Source organism: Actinacidiphila rubida (assembly GCF_900110255.1).
GTDB lineage: Bacteria > Actinomycetota > Actinomycetes > Streptomycetales > Streptomycetaceae > Actinacidiphila > Actinacidiphila rubida.
Genome location: NZ_FODD01000002.1, coordinates 47047 through 63130, shown reverse-complemented (window position 1 = coordinate 63130; position 16084 = coordinate 47047). Strand labels below are relative to the sequence as shown.

Below are 16084 nucleotides of genomic sequence, written 5' to 3'. Positions count from 1 at the left end.
CAGCGACGTAACGCGGTGCCGTCTCTAGCGTCTGCCTTCCTCGGCCTGCGAGGAACCCCGGGCACACCGCCCGGCGGACCGCGCGGAACGGCCGGGGATTCCCGAACGACGGAAGGAAGCGGTCCCCCCATGGCCTCGCGCAACGATGTCGCGACGAGCCCGGGCACCGGTGCGGCGGACCAGGCGGACGCACGCATCGAGATATCCGGGCTCACGAAACGATTCCTGACCCCCGCAGGCGAGGTGTTCACGGCGCTGAGCGGCGTCTCGTTCACCGTGGAACCCGGCCAGTTCTGCGCGGTGGTCGGTCCCACCGGCTGCGGCAAGTCGACGACGCTGAGCATGGTGTCCGGCCTCGACCGGCCCAGCGAGGGGTCCGTCCGCGTCGGCGGCCGCGAGGTGGACGGCATCACCGACGGCGTCAGCTTCATGTTCCAGACCGACGCGCTGCTGCCCTGGAAGACGGTCCTCGGCAACGTCCTGATGGGTCCCGTCTTCCGCCGGGTGCCCAAGCGCCAGGCGCAGGCGTCGGCCCGTGACTGGCTGCGCCGCGTCGGCCTCGCCGGTTTCGAGGACCGCTACCCGCACCAGCTGTCCGGCGGCATGCGCAAGCGCGTCGCGATGGCCGCCGCCCTGATCAACGAACCCAGGATCCTGATCATGGACGAGCCGTTCGGCGCCCTCGACGTGCAGACGAAGGCGATCATGTCGACCGAGCTGCTGAACCTGTGGGAGCAGATCCGGCCGTCCGTCATCTTCATCACCCACGATCTCGACGAAGCGGTGGCACTCGCCGACCGGGTCGTCGTGATGACGTCCGGCCCGGGCTCGGTCAAGGCGGTCTTCGACATCGACCTGCCGCGGCCGCGCGGCTCGGTCCAGGAGATCCGCTTCCAGCCACGGTTCATCGAACTCCAGCACCAGATCTGGGACACCCTGCGCGAAGAGGTCGAACGCGCCTACGCCCTCACCGCGGGAGGCACGGCATGAGCACGACGTCCACCGCTTCCGCCGCCCTCTCCGACGTCACCAAGGGCGCGGCCGCGAGCGCCGCCCGGCGGGCCGCGCGTCGCCGCACCGCCCTGGTGTGGGCGGGCCGGATCGCCCTCGCGGCCGTCGTCATCGGCGGCTGGCAGCTGTCCACGACGTGGGGCATCGTCGACCCGTTCTTCTACGGGCAGCCCTCCGGCATCTGGAAGAGGCTCATCGAACTCTTCCAGCACGGAACCCAGTTCGGCTCCTTCTACCAGAACATCTGGACCACCATCCAGGAAGCGCTCGCCGGCTTCGCCGTGGGTGCCGTGACCGGCATCGTCTTCGGGGTCGCGCTCGGCCAGAGCCGTTACCTCTCCGACGTCCTCGGTCCCTACATCAAGATGGTCAACGCCGTTCCGCGCATCGTCCTCGGCTCGATCTTCATCGTGGCCTTCGGCATCGGCGTCACCCCGAAGATCCTGCTCGCCGCGGTGCTGGTGTTCTTCATCGTCTTCTTCAACGCCTTCCAGGGCGTCCGCGAGGTCGACCGCAGCGTCCTCGCCAACGTCCGGGTGCTCGGGGCCTCCCGGACGCAGATCACCCGGCACGTCATCGTGCCCTCGGCGCTGACCTGGATCATCGCCAGCCTGCACAGCGCCTTCGGCTTCGCCATCGTCGGCGCGCTCGTCGGCGAGGTGCTCGGAGCGCAGAGCGGACTGGGCCTGGTCATCAAGACCGCGCAGAACAACTTCGATCCCAACGGCGTGTTCGCCACGATGCTCGTCATCGCGGTGATCGTGCTCGGCGCGGAATGGCTGATCGGCAAGCTCGAACGCCGGCTGCTGTCCTGGCGGCCGCCCGCTCCCACCGAGGCGAACTCCCTCTGAGCGGCGCCCTCGTCCGCCGTCCCCGCCGACTCCCCTCTCGCTCCCTCCCGTCCCCTACGCGCGCCCCGTTCCGCGCGCGCTCCTCCCCGAAAGGTGCACGCCCCGCCATGTCCAAGAGAACCCTCACCGCAACGCTCGCCGCCGTCCTCGCCCTCGGCACCGTCTCCGCGTGCTCCGGGCACTCCGGGTCGTCCGCGTCCGGCGGCACCCCGACCGTCAGGCTCATGGTCGGCGGCATCGACAAGCAGATCTACCTGCCGTACCAGCTCGCCGAGAGCCTCGGCTTCTACCGGAAGTACGGCGTCAAGGTCGAGCTGAGCACCGAGCAGGACGGCGGTGTCGGCGCCGAGGAGGCCATGGCCTCCGGCCAGGTGGACATGGCCGGCGCCTGGTACAACCACACGATCGAGTTCCAGGCGAAGGGCAAGGCGGTCGAGGACATCGTCCAGCTGTCCGGCGCGCCCGGCGAACGGGAGATGTGCACGGCCAGGAGCGGTGTGAAGTCCGGCGCCGACTTCAAGGGCAAGACGCTCGGCGTGACCGACCTGGGCTCCGGCACCGACACCCTCACCCAGGCCATCGCCGCGCAGAAGGGCGTGAAGCCCGGCGAGTTCCACCGGCTCGCGGTCGGTGCCGGGTCCACCGCGGTGGCCGCCCTGCAGAACGGCAAGGCCGACTGCGTCATGACGACGCAGCCGACCGTCGCCGCGATCCAGAAGAAGGGCGTCGGCACCTCCGCCGTCGACCTGGCCACCACCGACGGCGCCAAGGCCGCGCTGGGCGGCGCGTTCCCGGCCGCGGGCGTCCTCGCCCGCACCGACTGGGTGACCGCGCACAAGGACGCGGCGCAGAAGGTCGTCGACGCGCTGGTGGCCACCATGCACTGGATCAACGCCCACAGCGCGGCCGACATCGCCGACCGGCTGCCGCAGTCCTTCGTACAGAACCAGCTGGTCACCAAGGCCGACTACATCACGGCGCTGAACGAGGACAAGGGGCAGTTCCTGCCCGACGGGATCATGCCCGCCGGCGGCCCGAAGACCGCGCTGGCCACCGAGAAGATGGTCGGCGCGGTGACGTCGCCGGTGGACCTGAGCACGACGTTCACCAACGCCTTCGCCCTCAGCGCGAACAAGAAGGAGGGCTTCACCACGACCACGGCACCGGCCGGTGCCGACGGCTGAGCGCCGAGCGCCGGCAGCCAACGGCCGGCAGCCGAGGCTCACCCGCTCAGGGGCCGCCCGGGGCCGCCACCACCGGGGCGGCCCCGGGCGGTGGCCGCGGCCGCGGGCAGCTCCACGGTGACGCGGAGGCCGCCCGCGGTTCGCGGGGTGAGGGTGAGGGAGCCGTCGTGGGCCCGGACGATGCTCGCGACGATCGCCAGCCCCAGGCCGACGCCGGTGCGGTGGGCGTGCACCCGCTCGGCGCCGCGCTGGAACGGTTCGGTGAGCGTCGCGGCCAGTTCCGGGGCGATCCGCTCACCGGTGTTCTCGACGGTGAGCCACATGGCGCCGGGGCGGGCGCCGGTGGACACCCACACGGTGCCCCGCCCGGGCAGGTTGTGGACGACGGCGTTGTGCACGAGGTTCGTCGTCATCTGCAGCAGCAGCGGCGCCGACCCGAGCGCCGGGGCGACGTCGCCGGAGGCGTCGAGGGTGACGCCGCGCCTCTCGGCGAGCGGGAGCAGGGTCTCGGTGGCCTCCTCCACCAGCAGCGACAGGTCGACGGGCTCCCGGGTGAAGGACGCCTGCTCCGCGCGGCTGAGCACGAGCAGCGCCTCGGTGAGGTCGATGGCCCGGGTGTTGACGGCGTGGAGCCGGTCGATGACCTGTGCGGCGTCCTGCGACGGGTCGGTGCGGGCCACGTCCAGCAGGGCCTTCGAGACCGCCAGCGGCGTGCGCAGCTCGTGCGAGGCGTTGGCGGCGAACCTCCGCTGCTCGGCGACGTGCGCCTCGAGCCGCGCCAGCATGGTGTCGAAGGCGTCGGCGAGTTCGCGGAACTCGTCCTCGCGGCCCGGCAGCCGGATCCGGTGGGAGAGCGACCCGGACGACGCCAGGCGGGTCGCCTCCGTGATGCGCTGCAGGGGAGCGAGCATGCTGCCGGCCAGGATCCAGCCGCCCACGAGGCCGAACACCAGCAGGAACGCCAGCACGAGGGCGGTGTCCGGGCCGAAGTCGCGCAGCAGGTCGGTGTGGCTGCGCACGATGATGATCACGCCGATATGGGTGTGGCGGAGCAGCAGCACCCACATCGCGGCGAGCAGCACGACGCCCGCGAGCATGAGGAATCCGGCGTAGCTGAGGGTGAGTTTGAGGCGGACGCTCAGGCCCGGCTCCCTATCCACGCCCCGCTCCCTCATCCGCGTCGCCGGGCCTGGCGCCGATGCGGTAGCCGACGCCGGGCACGGTGGCGATGACCCACGGTTCGCCGAGCCGTTTGCGCAGCGCCGACACGGTGATCCGCACGGCGTTGGTGAACGGGTCGGCGTTCTCGTCCCAGGCGCGCTCCAGGAGTTCCTCGGCGCTGACGACGCCGCCCTCGGCACCGACGAGGACCTCCAGCACGGCGAACTGCTTCCGGGTGAGCGCGACGTAGCGGCCGTCCCGGTAGACCTCCCGGCGAAACGGGTCCAGGCGCAGGCCGGCGATCTCCCGCACCGGCGGCCGGCTGTGGGCGCGTCTGCGGTCGAGCGCCCTGAGCGCGAGCTCCCGGAGCTCGAAGGGCTTGGTGAGGTAGTCGTCGGCGCCGAGCTCGAACCCGCTGGCCTTGTCGTCGAGACGGTCGGCCGCGGTGAGCATGAGGATCGGCATGCCGCTGCCGGAGGCGACGATGCGCGCGGCGATCTCGTCCCCGGACGGCCCGGGGACGTCGCGGTCGAGGACGGCGATGTCGTAGGCGTTGGTGCCCAGCAGGTCCAGAGCGGTGTGGCCGTCCCCCGCGATGTCGGCCGCGATCGCCTCCAGACGCAGGCCGTCGCGGATGGCTTCCGCCAGGTAGGGCTCGTCCTCGACGATCAGCACGCGCATGGTCCCGATGCTACGAGCCGGCGCGTATCGCGGGCATATCGGCAACCGCATACGCGGTGGCAACACCCCGCCGGCTCGACTGGCGGCATGAATCACATCGCCATGGGCACGGGCGGCGAGCCCCCGCACGCCTTTCGTCCGCCCGCGGACGCGGGGGAGAACGGGCGAGGGGGCGCGCTGGAGGAGCCCGGTCACGAGCACGCCGGTCACGAGCACGCCGGTCACGAGCACGCCGGTCACGGGAACGTCGGTGCCGGGCCCGCCGGCGCCGGGACCTGGCGCGCGCGTGTCCACCGGCTGATCGACGCCGGATCCCGGCCGGGGCCCTGGAAACGCGGCCCGGTCCTCGCGGCGCTCGCGCTGCTCCTCGGCCTGGTCATGCTGCTGCACGCCGAGATCCCGAACGGGATCGGCAGTCTCGGCAGTCTGGTGGAGACCTTCCTGCCATGGCTCGGCCTGCTGGTTCCCGTGCTGCTCGCCGCGGCGCTGCTGCGCCGTTCCGCCGCCGCGGTGGCCGCGCTGCTGCTGCCGGTCCTGGTGTGGCTGCACCTCTTCGGCGGACTGCTCGGTGACCGCTCGCACCCGGGCGGCGACCTGACCGTGGCCGAGCACAACGTCGACGCCGGCAATCCGGACCCGGCCGGCACCGCCCGCGACCTGGCCGCCTCCGGGGCGGACGTGCTGGCCCTCGTGGAACTGGCCGACCCGGCCCGGATCGTGTACGAGAAGGAGCTGGCGACGGCGTACCCGTACCACGCCGTGCTGGGCACGGTCGGGATCTGGAGCAGGCTGCCCCTGTCGGGCACCAGGCCGATCGACGCCGGGATGGACTACGGGCCGCTCGCGGCCACCAAGCCGGCCGGCGTCAGCATGGCCGAGAACCGGGCGCTGCGCACCACGGTGGCCACCGCCCACGGGCCGCTCGCGGTGTACGTGGCCCACCTGGCGTCGGTGCGGGTCAACCCCCGGGCGGGCTTCGGGACCGGGCAGCGGGACCGGGGTGTGCAGGCGCTCGCCTCGGCCGTCGCCGCCGACCCCACCCGGCGGGTGGTGCTGCTCGGCGACCTCAACGGCAGCACCGGCGACCGGGCGTTCCACGGCATCACGTCGCAGCTGCGCTCGGCCCAGGACGTGGCCGGGAACGGCTTCGGCTTCAGCTGGCCGGCGACGTTCCCCGTGGTGCGGATCGACCAGATCCTCGTCAGGGGTGTGACGCCGGACAGCTCGTGGGTGCTCCCGGCCACGGGCAGCGACCACCTGCCGGTCGCGGCCCGCCTCGGCTGGTGACCACCGGGCCGGGCAGGCCGTGAACGCGCACCGGTGACGCGGACCCCCGCCCGGGCGGGGGCATCCGGTCAGCCGGCCGGGCGGTAGCGGTCGAGGATCGCGGCGCGCAGCGCCGGGCCCGACGCGCCGAGGGCCGACAGGAGGGAGGGCACCGGCCCGGCGGCCCTGGTGATGAGGCCGAGGGCGAGGTGTTCGGCGCCGATGTACGCGTCGTGCCGCGCCTCCGCCTCGCGGACGCTGTCCGCCAGCGTCTCCTTCGCGCGCGGCGCGAAGGGGATGTGGCCCTGGGGGGCGCCGGCGGCCTGGTAGCGGCCGCCGGCAGCGGAGGCCGGTCCCGTCAGGACCTTCTGCCCGGTGGGCCGCCGCCGGCGCAAATGGCGTGTGAGGCCCGGGGGAACCGCACGCCACGGGCTCAACCGGGAGCGGTGGCCGCCTTCGTGGACGGTCCGGCCGGCGCGGACGAGGGCCTCCGGGCCGAAGGACTCCTCGATCCTGGCACGCACGGTGTCGAGGTCGATTCCGATGGAGGCCAGCGCGTCGCGGTTGAGGCTCCCGAACAGCAGGGACCCCGGCCCGAGGCCGAGTTGGCGGACGATCTCCTCCTCCACGCGCGCCGACGTCACCCCGTGTTCCCGCAGCACGGCGCTCGCCGGCTGGTCGGTGGACACGAGGGCGAGCAGGAGGTGCTCGCAGCCGATGTACTGGTGCCCGAGCCGCCGTGCGTGGTCCTGCGCGTGGGCCACCACCGTGCGCGCGTCGGGGGCGAAGCGTTCGAACATCATCGCCTCCCGATCAGACGGCCGTACTTGCGGTGCACGGTCTGCTTGGTGACACCGAGGCGTTCCGCGATGTCCTGCCAGGTCCACCCCAGCTTCCGTGCGTTCTCGATCTGGAGGATCTCCAGGCGTTCGGTGAGTTCTCTCAGGGCGGCAACCGCGCGGAGCCCGACCTCCGGGTCGTTGCTGGCAGCGCCCTCGGCGATTTCGAGTGTGCTCTGCATGCCTGTCAGCATATGCTGACGCCTCGCATTGCGTCAACACATGCTGACAGCTGCGCGCCGTCAGCGCTCCGCCGGCCCGGCCGTCCCCCGGCCGGGGTCCGGCTCGGGGGCCGGATCGGGCGCCGGTGCGGGGGTCGGATCGGGCGCCGGTGCGCGACGAGCGCCCGGGGGGACCAGGATCCGTCGCGACAGCAGGTACGTGAACGGTACGGCGACCGCCGCCGCGACCAGCGGGGCGGCCTTCTCGCTCATGCCCAGCCAGTCCACCAGCGCGAACAACCCGGCACTCTGCACGAGGTAGTTGGTGACGTTCGTCAGCGGGAACAGGGCGAACTTCCGCCAGCTGGGGCGGGTGCGGTAGGTGAAGTAGGTGTTCATCAGGAACGACCCGGCCATGCTGACCAGGAACGCGAGGGTGTATGCGGCGAAGTAGGGCAGCGCGGGCAGCAGCAGCCGGTAACAGCCGTAGAACGTCGCGGTGTTGACCACGCCGACCAGGACGAACCGGAGGATCTGCGCGGACTGCGCCCGGCGGCCCGACCCCCTGTCCGATGCCCTGCCCGACCTCCGGCCCGGGCCCACCCTCACAGCACCTTGCCCCGCCGCAGCGCCTGGTGACGAGGGTCGTGGGCGGCGGCCGCGCTCCCGAGGACCGGGCCGCTCCGCTCCTTGACCAGGAAGTGCGGGCGGCGCTTGGTCTCGTAGTAGATGCGGCCGATGTACTCGCCGATCAGCCCCAGCATCACCATCTGCACCCCGCCCAGGCCGACGATGATCGCGACCAGGGTGACGTACCCGGGCAGCGTGACGCCGTAGGTGACGGCGGTCACCATGATCCACGCCGCGTAGAGCCCGGCCAGACCCGCCAGGGTGAGGCCGAGCCAGATCGCCAGCCGCAGCGGGCGGTTGTTGAAGGAGACCAGGCCGTCCATGCCGTAGTTGAGCAGCGCGCCGAACCGCCACTTGGACTCGCCCGCCCCCCGGGCGGCGTTGCGGTAGTCGAAGCTGACCGTGTCGTACCCGACCCAGGAGAACAGGCCCTTGGAGAAGCGGTTGTACTCCGGCAGGGCCAGCAGCGCCTCGACCACGGGCCGCGAGATCAGCCGGAAGTCCCCGACACCGTCGGTGAGTTCGACGTCGACCCACTTGTTGATCGCGCGGTAGTAGGCGTGGCTGAGCACCGAGCGCAGCGCCCCGTCGCCCTGGCGGCCGCGCCGGGCGATGACCTGGTCGTGGCCCCGCTCGTACAACTCCAGCATCCGGCCGATGAGTTCCGGCGGGTGCTGGAGGTCGGCGTCCATGATGACGACGGCGTCGCCGGTGGTCTCCCGCAGCCCGGCGAGCATGCCGGCCTCCTTGCCGAAGTTGCGGCTGAAGGACACGTAGCGGGTCGCGTGCGGGTGTCGCTCGGCGATCAGGCGGAGCCTGGCCAGGGTCCGGTCACTGCTGCCGTCGTCCACGTAGCAGATCTCGTACGCGACCGGCAGCGCGTCCAGCACCTCCCGGGTGGCGGCGTCGAAACGGTCGACGACCGCTTCCTCGTTGTAGCAGGGCACGACGAGCGACAGTTTCATCATCGGCGTTCTCCGTGACGGCACGCGACGAACGGCTGCGGATGCGGCCGGCGACGGCGACGGCCAGCAGGACGGCGAGCGCCAGGCCGCTCGCCAGCAGACCCGGGTCCAGCCCGGGGGGTCGGAACGAACAGGCGATCCGGGACGCGCCGTCGAGGCGCAGCGCCATCAGGCCGCCGAGGGTGCCCGGCGCCCGCGCCGCCGACCCGCCGACCCCGCACGTCCACCCGTCCACCGCGGGCACGGCGATCACTGCCGTTCCCGTGCTGCCCGGGCGGAACGTGGCGCCGATGGTGTGGCCGCCCGCCGCGACCGTCAGCGGCCCGGAGGCGCGCAGGCCGGTGATCGCGCGGTCGAGCGCGCTGCGGTCCAGGCATCCGAGCGGCAGGCGCGGGATGTCCTGGGCCCGGCTGCCGGACAGCTGGAGCGTCACCACGCCGCTCGCCGGGACCGTGCCGACCGGCAGGATCCCGTTGTCGGTCATGGGGTAGGCGCCGCCGGGCCGGTAGGTGACGCCGTCGGCGCGGAGCTCGCCGGAGAACCACGGCGCGTAGACGTACGCGAGGCGGCCCGGCGCGCAGCGGGCGGTGAAGGCCGCCGCGGGACGGCCGCCCGCGGTGCCGGGCAGATGCCAGCTGTCGCCGCGGGCCGTGGCGGCCGAACCCGCCGCGGGAGTGAGGGCGGGCACCGTGTAGACCGTGCTGCCCAGCACCCGCTCCTGGCGTGCGAAGACCGAGGTGTCGCGCGCGGCGGAGTCGAAGGCCGCACCCGGCCGCAGGGTGACCACGGGCGGCGCGGCGACCACGCGGCGCACGGGACCCGCGGCGTGCGGCGGGCTGACGAGGTAGCTGCTCACGCCCATGATCGCCCGGCTGACGGGATCGTTGTAGCTGAGCACGTGGCGGCCCTGGATGTACCAGGCGGCGCCCAGCGCCTGCAGGGTGCGGGCGCTGCGCTCGGGGACGTAGCTGCTGTAGTACGAGCCGCCCTCGCCGCCCAGCAGCAGCGGGTCGTTGTCCGCGAACTCGTGCGGTCCGGTGTCGGTGCGCGAGGCCGGCCAGTCGTCCCGCGCCGCGATCACCCCGGCGGCGTTCAGCGACTGCGCGTCGAAGGTCCGCTTCGGCTGCCAGTGGATGTTCTGGTCGCGCAGCACGGTGACGGAGTAGACGCTGTACGCGCTCGCGAGGACCACCGAGCCGGCCAGCGCGCCGACGATCGCCGCCCGGGCAGGCCGGCCGGGTCCGCGCCGGAGCAGCAGCAGGAGCCCGACCAGCAGCACGGCGTGCGAGACCACCAGGATCCAGTCGCCGGCCGTGAGGTAGCGGCTGCCGCCGGCGGCGGCGCACAGCAGCGCCAGCAGCGCGGCGCCGCCCAGCAGCTCGCGCGGCCGCGGCCGGCGGGCCAGCGCCAGCCAGGCGACCGACGTCAGCATGGCCGTCATGGTGACCGCCGCCCGGTAGGGGCTGCCGTTCGGCATCGCCAGGCCGTGCCACAGCAGGATCGTCGGCTCCCACACGTAGGACAGCGCGACCACCAGCAGCAGCGCCGCCCACAGCACCCGCTCCCGGACGCGCACCCGCCGCATGAAGGGGAAGGTGAGCACCAGCAGCAGCCCCAGCACGCCCACGGAGACCCGCGGCGCGGTCGGGTACGGACCGCCGGGCAGCAGGTGGGCCACGTAGGTGGTGAGGCTCGGCGGCCCCGCGTAGGTGGCCGGCGGGCTCGGCTGCGACGCCCTGCTCGCCAGGAAGGTGACGGTGAGGACGGGCGCGGCCAGCGTGACACCCGCCGCGGTCATCGAGACGGCCCGCAGCAGGGCGCGGCCGCGCTCGCGCAGCGGGCGTGCGTCCAGCGCGAGGCGGACGAGCAGCACCAGGCCCATGCCGAGGGTGGCCATCGCGGCCGTGTAGAAGTTGCCCGCCCAGCACACCGCCACCAGGACGGCGCCGAGCACCCACCGGCGGCCGTGCAGCGCCCAGTCGCCGACGATGCCGAGCACCGGCAGCGAGACCAGGACCCACATCCACATCGGGTCGGAGAACCCGTCGGAGACCATCCAGGAGCTGACGCCGTAGCCGATCGCCAGCGCGGCGCGCAGCCACGCCGAGCCGCGGTGCAGCCGCCCGAGGAAGACCGTCATCAGGGCCGTGCCCAGGCCGAGGCTGAGCAGGGTGACGAGGAAGACCGGCAGCTGGACCGCGTCCCGGGGGAAGAAGGCGACCAGCGACGAGAACGGGTTGGTCAGATAGGTGAAGAAGTCCGCCAGGAAGGGGACGCCGTACCCGCTGTTCCAGTTGAAGAACAGGTCGCCGGAGGCGTGGCCCTGCATCAGGTCCCACAAGTGGGCGTGCAGCGGGACGAACTGGTTGCCGAGGTCGTTGACCGCGCGCGAGCGCGGCCCGAACGGGTAGGTGCCGTGGACGGCCATCGCCAGGCAGTAGGCGCCCATCGCGGACAGCGCCGCGACCAGCGCGGCCAGGACCTGTGCGCCGGGCCGCTCGGCGGTGCCCCGGAGGGATGCCGCCGTGTCCGGCCCGACGGACCGACCGGTGGTCGGCGCGGAGCGCCTCGCTCCCTCGTGCGGATCTGTTCTCATCACTGCAACCGTTCTTCTACTCCTTGTAGTAACGATGACGGCGATGAATTCGTCATGGCCTCCGGCGCCGGCCGCCGGCTCGTGGCTCGCCGGCCCGTGGCTCGACGGCTCATGAGCCGGCGGCCCATGACTCCAGCACACGTCCTCGCCCCGCCCGGTGGCCACTTGGCGTACCCCACCGTGATGACCGGCCCACACGCATGGACCAGTGCGGCGGGTCCAGGCGCGGCCGGAGCGGTGCCGGTGCGCGAGGTGAGCCGTGCGTGAGGGGCCGGTGCAACGGAGGCGGGCGCCGGGGGCCAGGCGTCACGGTGCAGCGGAGGAGTACAGCATCAGGTAGGTGCCGTAGGCGGCGGAGCCCAGCGTGGCGGACGCCAGGATCGGGATGAGGGTGGCGTGGTTGCGCAGGCGGGCGAGCATCGTGGCGATGGGCACCAGCAGCGGGAAGGCCGGCAGCAGGAAGCGCGCGCGTGAGTTGAAGTACGCGGCGTCGCCGAGCGCGATCACGACCGTCACGATGCTGAAGACCAGGAACGGCAGGGGCTGGCGCTGGAGCACGCCGATGACCACGAGCACCACCGCACCGACGAGGAGGGCGGTGACGACGGGCACGTACAGGTGCACCGGGGCGCTACGCGTGACCAGCGTCCTGAAGCGCAGGACCGTGGAGTGGCCGAAGTCGAAGCGGGAGTGCCAGATGTCCTGGACGCGGAAGTACGCGTCCCAGCGGTGCAGGCTCCACGCGGTCCACACGACGAAGGCGAGCCAGCCGAGCGGGGCGAGCAGTACGGCCGCGGCCGGGCGCCACAGCGCGGCGGCGGTCGAGGTCCGGCCGGCGGTCCGGTCGCGGCCCGCGGCCGGGCTCCGGGCGTCGTGCGGGCGGCCCCCGGGCAGGGGGCGCGGCGCGCGCAGGCGCGCGCGGATCTCCACGGCGGCCGGGACCATGACGGCCAGGGCGAGCGCGATGGCCGTCGGGCGGGTCAGCCCGGCCAGCACGGACAGGCCACCGGCCCACAACCAGCGGCGGGTCAAGGTGGCGTGGAGCGCCCACGCGGCGAGCGCGGTGAACGTCGCCTCGCTGTAGCCGGCGCCCTCCACCACGGCCGCCGGGCCGATCCCCCACAGCACGACGGTGAACGTCCCGACCCGCGAACCGTAGCGGTGGGACGTCGCCGCGTGGATGCCCCAGGCGGCGACCAGCGCGCTGCCGCCCGCCACCAGCAGCCCGCACGCGCCCCATGGCACCACGCCGCCCAGCACCGTGTGGGTGAGCCGGATCAGCGCGGGGTACAGCGGGAAGAAGGCGATGTTGGGACGGTGGACGTGCCCGTGGACCAGCGTGGTGTGCAGGGTGCGGTCGTACCCGTGCCGGGCGACGTCCATGTACCACCCTGCGTCCCAGTGGACGGCGAGGTGGTGCAGCACCTGGGTGAAGCTGCCGTGGTAAAGCGCGGCCAACGTCGCCACGGTGAAGAGCCGGACGGCGACGAAGAGCAGCAGCGCCGGGCCGGCCGCACGCAGCGACGCCAGGACGGACTCGCCCGTGCCTTCGGGCAGCAGGCGGCGGCCCGGCTCGCCGGGGTCCACCAGGGGCCCGCCGTCGGGCGCGCTGCTCGGTGTGCTCACCGCGGCCTCACGCTGTCTCGTCGCCGTCACGCCGGACGGACGCCAGCGGGCGTCGACGGCGGATTCTCACCGGAAATATAGACAGAGCTGGCCGAAGCGCGCATGTCGGACATGCCCGAGCGGTCGAGGAGGCCGGCCCGCGGTCACCGGAGTGGTCGCGGCCGCCCGGGGCGGCCGCGCGAGGTGGCCGGGCCCGGCGGCGTCAGACGCCGAAGAGCGCCGCCGCGTTGTCGTGGCACACGGCCCGCAGCCAGTCCGGCCCGAGGCCGAGCCGCTCCAGGGCGTCGAGCTGGTGCAGGTAGAGGTGCGGGATGTTGGGGAAGTCGGAGCCGAGCAGGACGCGGTCGCCGAGGTCGGCGAGCCGGGGGAGGGCCTGGGCGGGGAAGGGCATGAACGCCTCGGTGAAGTCGGTGAAGGCCATCGTCGTGTCCAGCCGCACCTGCGGGTGGCGCTCGGCGAGGTCGAGGAAGTCCTCGTACTCGGGCATGCCCAGGTGCGCGACGATCAGCCGCAGGCCGGGGTTGCGCGCCAGGACCCGGGCGATCGGCTCCGGCCCGGTGTGCTTGCCGGGCGCCGGCCCGGAGCCGCAGTGGATCACCACCGGGATCCCCGCTTCGGCCAGCAGGCCCCATGCCGGCTGGAGGAGGTCGTCGGCCGGGTCGTAGGCGCCGACCTGCACGTGCGCTTTGAACACGCGGGCCCCCGCGTCGACGGCCTCCCGGACGTAGCTCCCGACGTCCGGCTCGCAGTACAGGGTGGCGGTGTGCAGGCAGCCGGGCGTGCGGCGGGCGAAGCCGGCCGCCCACTCGTTCAGCCACCGGGCCATCCCGGGCTTGTGCGGGTAGAGCATGGAGGTGAAGGCCCGGACGCCGAACTCCTCCAGCACGGCGGCGCGTTCCGCCTCGTCCCGCCGGTAGGTGATCGGCCACTCCCGCCCGCCGGTCAGGGGCCCCTGTGCGTCGAAGTAGTCCCAGACCTTGCGCAGGACGCGCTCGGGCATGAAGTGCGTGTGGACGTCGATCAGTCCGGGAAGGCCGAGCCGGGTCCAGAAGCGGCGGACCCCGGCGGCCTCTTCGGGCGCGGTCGGGCCGGCGGCGGAGTGCTGATCGTTCATGGCGTCCACGATCTGCTCCCCCGTGGGGGCGGGGCCAGCCTTCTCCGCTCTGCGGGGGTGAGGGATTCGTCACCTCGGAGTCGGAGTCGGAGTCGGCGTCGGCGTCGGCATTGGCAATGGCGCGACGGCCACGTAGTGACTACAGTCCTGTAGTCGGGCGGAGGTGGCCCCCTGATCCCCGTGGGGGCCGTGTTACGTGCCCGACGGCCAACGGCCATCCACGTGACGCCTGTTGTTCCCCTTCCCGTGCCGTGGCGTGCCCCGGTGATCGTGAACATGGCACCCCGTCCGCTCCGATGCGACGGGGCGGGGAAGGAGCCTGCTGCAATGAGACGCCGTACCGTCGCCGCCCTGACCGCCGCCTCGGGAGCCCTGCTGCTCACCGCGACCGCCGCGACCGCGACGACGAACGCGCACAACCCCTGGCCGTACCAGCCGACTTCGGGCCACACCGCGGTCCTCGCGGCGGTCGGGGACATCGCGTGCGAGCCCGACGGGGACGACGCCGGTGTCGACGCCAAGTACCTGTGCGACGGCACCCGGCAGAGCGCGCAGACGCTCACCGCCGACCAGGTCGAGGCCATGCAGCCCGACCTGGTGGCCCTGCTGGGCGACGAGCAGTACCAAGTCGGCCGCTACAACGACTTCATGGGGTCCTTCGACCGGACCTACGGCGCGTTCAAGTACCTGCAGCGCCCGGCGCCCGGCAACCACGAGTTCTACGACTACAAGGACGGCGAGAAGGGCGTCGACGGCTCCGGCTACTACTCGTACTACAACGGACGCAGCCTCGACACCGCCGGCAGCCCGCTCGCCGACGCCCAGGGGCAGCCCGTGCCGCGGCCCCAGGGCCAGGCCGGTACCAGCGGCCAGGGCTGGTACTCCTACGACCTCGGCTCCTGGCACATCATCTCGCTCAACGCCGAGTGCGCCGTGCAGAGCGGAGGGTGCGCCACGGACGGCGCCTGGGTCAAGGAGCAGACCGCCTGGCTGCGCGACGACCTGGCCGCCGACCACGCCTCCTGCACCCTCGCGTACTGGCACCAGCCCGCGTTCAGCGCCAGCGCGTCGCCCTCCAGCGAGGGGACCCTGACGCAGTCCGCGTGGTGGCCGCTGCTCTACAAGGCAGGGGTCGACGTCGTCCTCAACGGCCACGAGCACCTGTACGCGCGGTTCGCGCCGCAGAACCCGCAGGGCCAGGCCGACCCGCACAAGGGCATCACCGAGTTCGTCATCGGCACCGGAGGCGAAGGCCTGGACACCCTCGCGCCGGCCGCCCAGGCGCCCAACCGCGTGACGGGCAACGACACTTCGTACGGCGTCAGCCGCTTCGCCCTGCAGCCCACCGGCTACTCCTGGAACTACCAGGCCGCCAACGGCACCGGCTACACCGACTCCGGCAGCGCCCACTGCCACGGCCCCTCCGGCGACTGACCGCCCCACCCCGCCGACGCCCCCACCGGCCCGGCCTCGCCGACGAGGCCTGGCCGGTGGTCAGTCGACGCAGAACTCGTTGCCCTCGACGTCCTGCATCACGATGCACGAGTCGGTGCCGTCGTAGAGGAGTTGCACGCGGACCGCGCCGAGCGCGAGCAGGCGGGTGCACTCGGCCTCGAGCACGGCGAGGCGCTCCTCGCCCACGAGCCCGGTGCCGACCCGCACGTCGAGATGCACCCGGTTCTTCACGCTCTTGCCCTCGGGAACGCGCTGGAAGTACAGCCGCGGGCCGACGCCGGACGGATCGGTGCAGGCGCACCACGATCCCCGCTCCTCCTCGGGCTGGGACCGGTCGAAGTCGTCCCAGGTGGCGAAACCCTCCGGCGGAGGTGCGACGTACCCCAGCACCTCGCACCAGAAGCGGGCGACGCGCAGCGGCTCCGCGCAGTCGAAAGTGACCTGGAACTGCTTGATCGATGACATCGGCGCACCCTATCCGATCATGACCCCGCAGGGCCGAGCCGGGCCGCCGGGCCCTCGCATCGTCTGTCGTCCCCGAACC

Annotated in this window: 15 protein-coding genes; 5 read left to right on the top strand and 10 right to left on the bottom strand. The window is 72.9% G+C overall.

Going from position 1 to position 16084, the window contains the following annotated elements; translation table 11 throughout:
• The first annotated feature begins 129 nt into the window (after nucleotides 1–129).
• From BMW99_RS01915 to BMW99_RS01905, 3 genes are all read left to right on the top strand, one after another.
• On the top strand, nucleotides 130–990 hold the full coding sequence (locus BMW99_RS01915; protein ID WP_079138187.1) for an ABC transporter ATP-binding protein: 861 nt from the start codon (nucleotides 130–132) through the stop codon (nucleotides 988–990).
• Nucleotides 987–1862 carry an ABC transporter permease gene (locus BMW99_RS01910; RefSeq protein WP_075016117.1) on the top strand — a complete coding sequence of 292 codons (876 nt, stop codon included), beginning with the start codon at nucleotides 987–989 and terminating at the stop codon, nucleotides 1860–1862. Before BMW99_RS01915 ends, BMW99_RS01910 begins: the two co-directional genes overlap by 4 nt.
• Nucleotides 1863–1969: 107 nt before the next feature.
• Complete coding sequence (locus tag BMW99_RS01905; protein WP_075016116.1) at nucleotides 1970–3046, top strand: ABC transporter substrate-binding protein; 1077 nt, start codon at nucleotides 1970–1972, stop codon at nucleotides 3044–3046.
• A gap of 38 nt (nucleotides 3047–3084) precedes the next feature.
• Here the strand turns inward: BMW99_RS01905 and BMW99_RS01900 are convergent, their stop codons facing one another.
• Both BMW99_RS01900 and BMW99_RS01895 read right to left on the bottom strand, forming a co-directional pair.
• Complete coding sequence (locus tag BMW99_RS01900; protein ID WP_069466905.1) at nucleotides 3085–4206, bottom strand: sensor histidine kinase; 1122 nt, start codon at nucleotides 4204–4206, stop codon at nucleotides 3085–3087.
• Nucleotides 4199–4888: a response regulator transcription factor gene (locus tag BMW99_RS01895; protein WP_069466906.1), complete on the bottom strand. Its 690-nt coding sequence runs from the start codon at nucleotides 4886–4888 to the stop codon at nucleotides 4199–4201. The genes BMW99_RS01900 and BMW99_RS01895 overlap by 8 nt, the downstream gene beginning before the upstream one ends.
• An 87-nt stretch (nucleotides 4889–4975) precedes the next feature.
• Between BMW99_RS01895 and BMW99_RS01890 the strand changes: the two genes are divergently transcribed.
• Nucleotides 4976–6175, top strand: a complete 1200-nt coding sequence (locus BMW99_RS01890; RefSeq protein WP_245791133.1) for an endonuclease/exonuclease/phosphatase family protein — start codon at nucleotides 4976–4978, stop codon at nucleotides 6173–6175.
• Between the two features lie 68 nt (nucleotides 6176–6243).
• Here the strand turns inward: BMW99_RS01890 and BMW99_RS42855 are convergent, their stop codons facing one another.
• The 7 genes from BMW99_RS42855 to BMW99_RS01855 all read right to left on the bottom strand — a co-directional run bounded on the left by BMW99_RS42855 (nucleotide 6244) and on the right by BMW99_RS01855 (nucleotide 14085).
• Complete coding sequence (locus tag BMW99_RS42855) at nucleotides 6244–6957, bottom strand: Clp protease N-terminal domain-containing protein (protein ID WP_079175893.1); 714 nt, start codon at nucleotides 6955–6957, stop codon at nucleotides 6244–6246.
• Nucleotides 6954–7175 carry a helix-turn-helix domain-containing protein gene (locus BMW99_RS01880; protein ID WP_069467011.1) on the bottom strand — a complete coding sequence of 74 codons (222 nt, stop codon included), beginning with the start codon at nucleotides 7173–7175 and terminating at the stop codon, nucleotides 6954–6956. Before BMW99_RS01880 ends, BMW99_RS42855 begins: the two co-directional genes overlap by 4 nt.
• A gap of 60 nt (nucleotides 7176–7235) precedes the next feature.
• Nucleotides 7236–7664, bottom strand: a complete 429-nt coding sequence (locus tag BMW99_RS01875) for a GtrA family protein (RefSeq protein ID WP_407640257.1) — start codon at nucleotides 7662–7664, stop codon at nucleotides 7236–7238.
• 95 nt (nucleotides 7665–7759) lie between these two features.
• On the bottom strand, nucleotides 7760–8731 hold the full coding sequence (locus BMW99_RS01870; protein ID WP_245791155.1) for a glycosyltransferase family 2 protein: 972 nt from the start codon (nucleotides 8729–8731) through the stop codon (nucleotides 7760–7762).
• A complete protein-coding gene (locus BMW99_RS41870; protein ID WP_075016114.1) occupies nucleotides 8616–11345 on the bottom strand; it encodes a YfhO family protein in 2730 nt (909 codons plus the stop codon). Before BMW99_RS41870 ends, BMW99_RS01870 begins: the two co-directional genes overlap by 116 nt.
• A gap of 306 nt (nucleotides 11346–11651) precedes the next feature.
• Nucleotides 11652–12971, bottom strand: coding sequence for a hypothetical protein (locus BMW99_RS01860; protein ID WP_079175892.1), 1320 nt, complete (start codon nucleotides 12969–12971; stop codon nucleotides 11652–11654).
• 202 nt (nucleotides 12972–13173) lie between these two features.
• The gene (locus BMW99_RS01855; protein ID WP_069467513.1) at nucleotides 13174–14085 is read right to left on the bottom strand and encodes an amidohydrolase family protein; all 912 of its coding nucleotides are present in this window, start codon (nucleotides 14083–14085) and stop codon (nucleotides 13174–13176) included.
• 327 nt (nucleotides 14086–14412) lie between these two features.
• Between BMW99_RS01855 and BMW99_RS01850 the strand changes: the two genes are divergently transcribed.
• The gene (locus tag BMW99_RS01850) at nucleotides 14413–15519 is read left to right on the top strand and encodes a metallophosphoesterase family protein (RefSeq protein WP_075016113.1); all 1107 of its coding nucleotides are present in this window, start codon (nucleotides 14413–14415) and stop codon (nucleotides 15517–15519) included.
• A 60-nt stretch (nucleotides 15520–15579) separates the two neighbouring features.
• Here the strand turns inward: BMW99_RS01850 and BMW99_RS01845 are convergent, their stop codons facing one another.
• Complete coding sequence (locus BMW99_RS01845; RefSeq protein WP_075016112.1) at nucleotides 15580–16005, bottom strand: VOC family protein; 426 nt, start codon at nucleotides 16003–16005, stop codon at nucleotides 15580–15582.
• Between the last annotated feature and the right edge of the window lie 79 nt (nucleotides 16006–16084).

Excerpts from the sequence above, each read along its gene's own strand:
- BMW99_RS01895 (WP_069466906.1), bottom strand. The coding sequence starts at position 4,888 with ATGCGCGTGCTGATCGTCGAGGACGAGCCCTACCTGGCGGAAGCCATC.
- BMW99_RS01880 (WP_069467011.1), bottom strand. The coding sequence starts at position 7,175 with ATGCAGAGCACACTCGAAATCGCCGAGGGCGCTGCCAGCAACGACCCG.
- BMW99_RS01910 (WP_075016117.1), top strand. The coding sequence starts at position 987 with ATGAGCACGACGTCCACCGCTTCCGCCGCCCTCTCCGACGTCACCAAG.
- BMW99_RS01890 (WP_245791133.1), top strand. The coding sequence starts at position 4,976 with ATGAATCACATCGCCATGGGCACGGGCGGCGAGCCCCCGCACGCCTTT.
- BMW99_RS01915 (WP_079138187.1), top strand. The coding sequence starts at position 130 with ATGGCCTCGCGCAACGATGTCGCGACGAGCCCGGGCACCGGTGCGGCG.
- BMW99_RS01850 (WP_075016113.1), top strand. The coding sequence starts at position 14,413 with ATGAGACGCCGTACCGTCGCCGCCCTGACCGCCGCCTCGGGAGCCCTG.
- BMW99_RS41870 (WP_075016114.1), bottom strand. The coding sequence starts at position 11,345 with ATGAGAACAGATCCGCACGAGGGAGCGAGGCGCTCCGCGCCGACCACC.
- BMW99_RS01905 (WP_075016116.1), top strand. The coding sequence starts at position 1,970 with ATGTCCAAGAGAACCCTCACCGCAACGCTCGCCGCCGTCCTCGCCCTC.
- BMW99_RS42855 (WP_079175893.1), bottom strand. The coding sequence starts at position 6,957 with ATGATGTTCGAACGCTTCGCCCCCGACGCGCGCACGGTGGTGGCCCAC.
- BMW99_RS01845 (WP_075016112.1), bottom strand. The coding sequence starts at position 16,005 with ATGTCATCGATCAAGCAGTTCCAGGTCACTTTCGACTGCGCGGAGCCG.
- BMW99_RS01855 (WP_069467513.1), bottom strand. The coding sequence starts at position 14,085 with ATGAACGATCAGCACTCCGCCGCCGGCCCGACCGCGCCCGAAGAGGCC.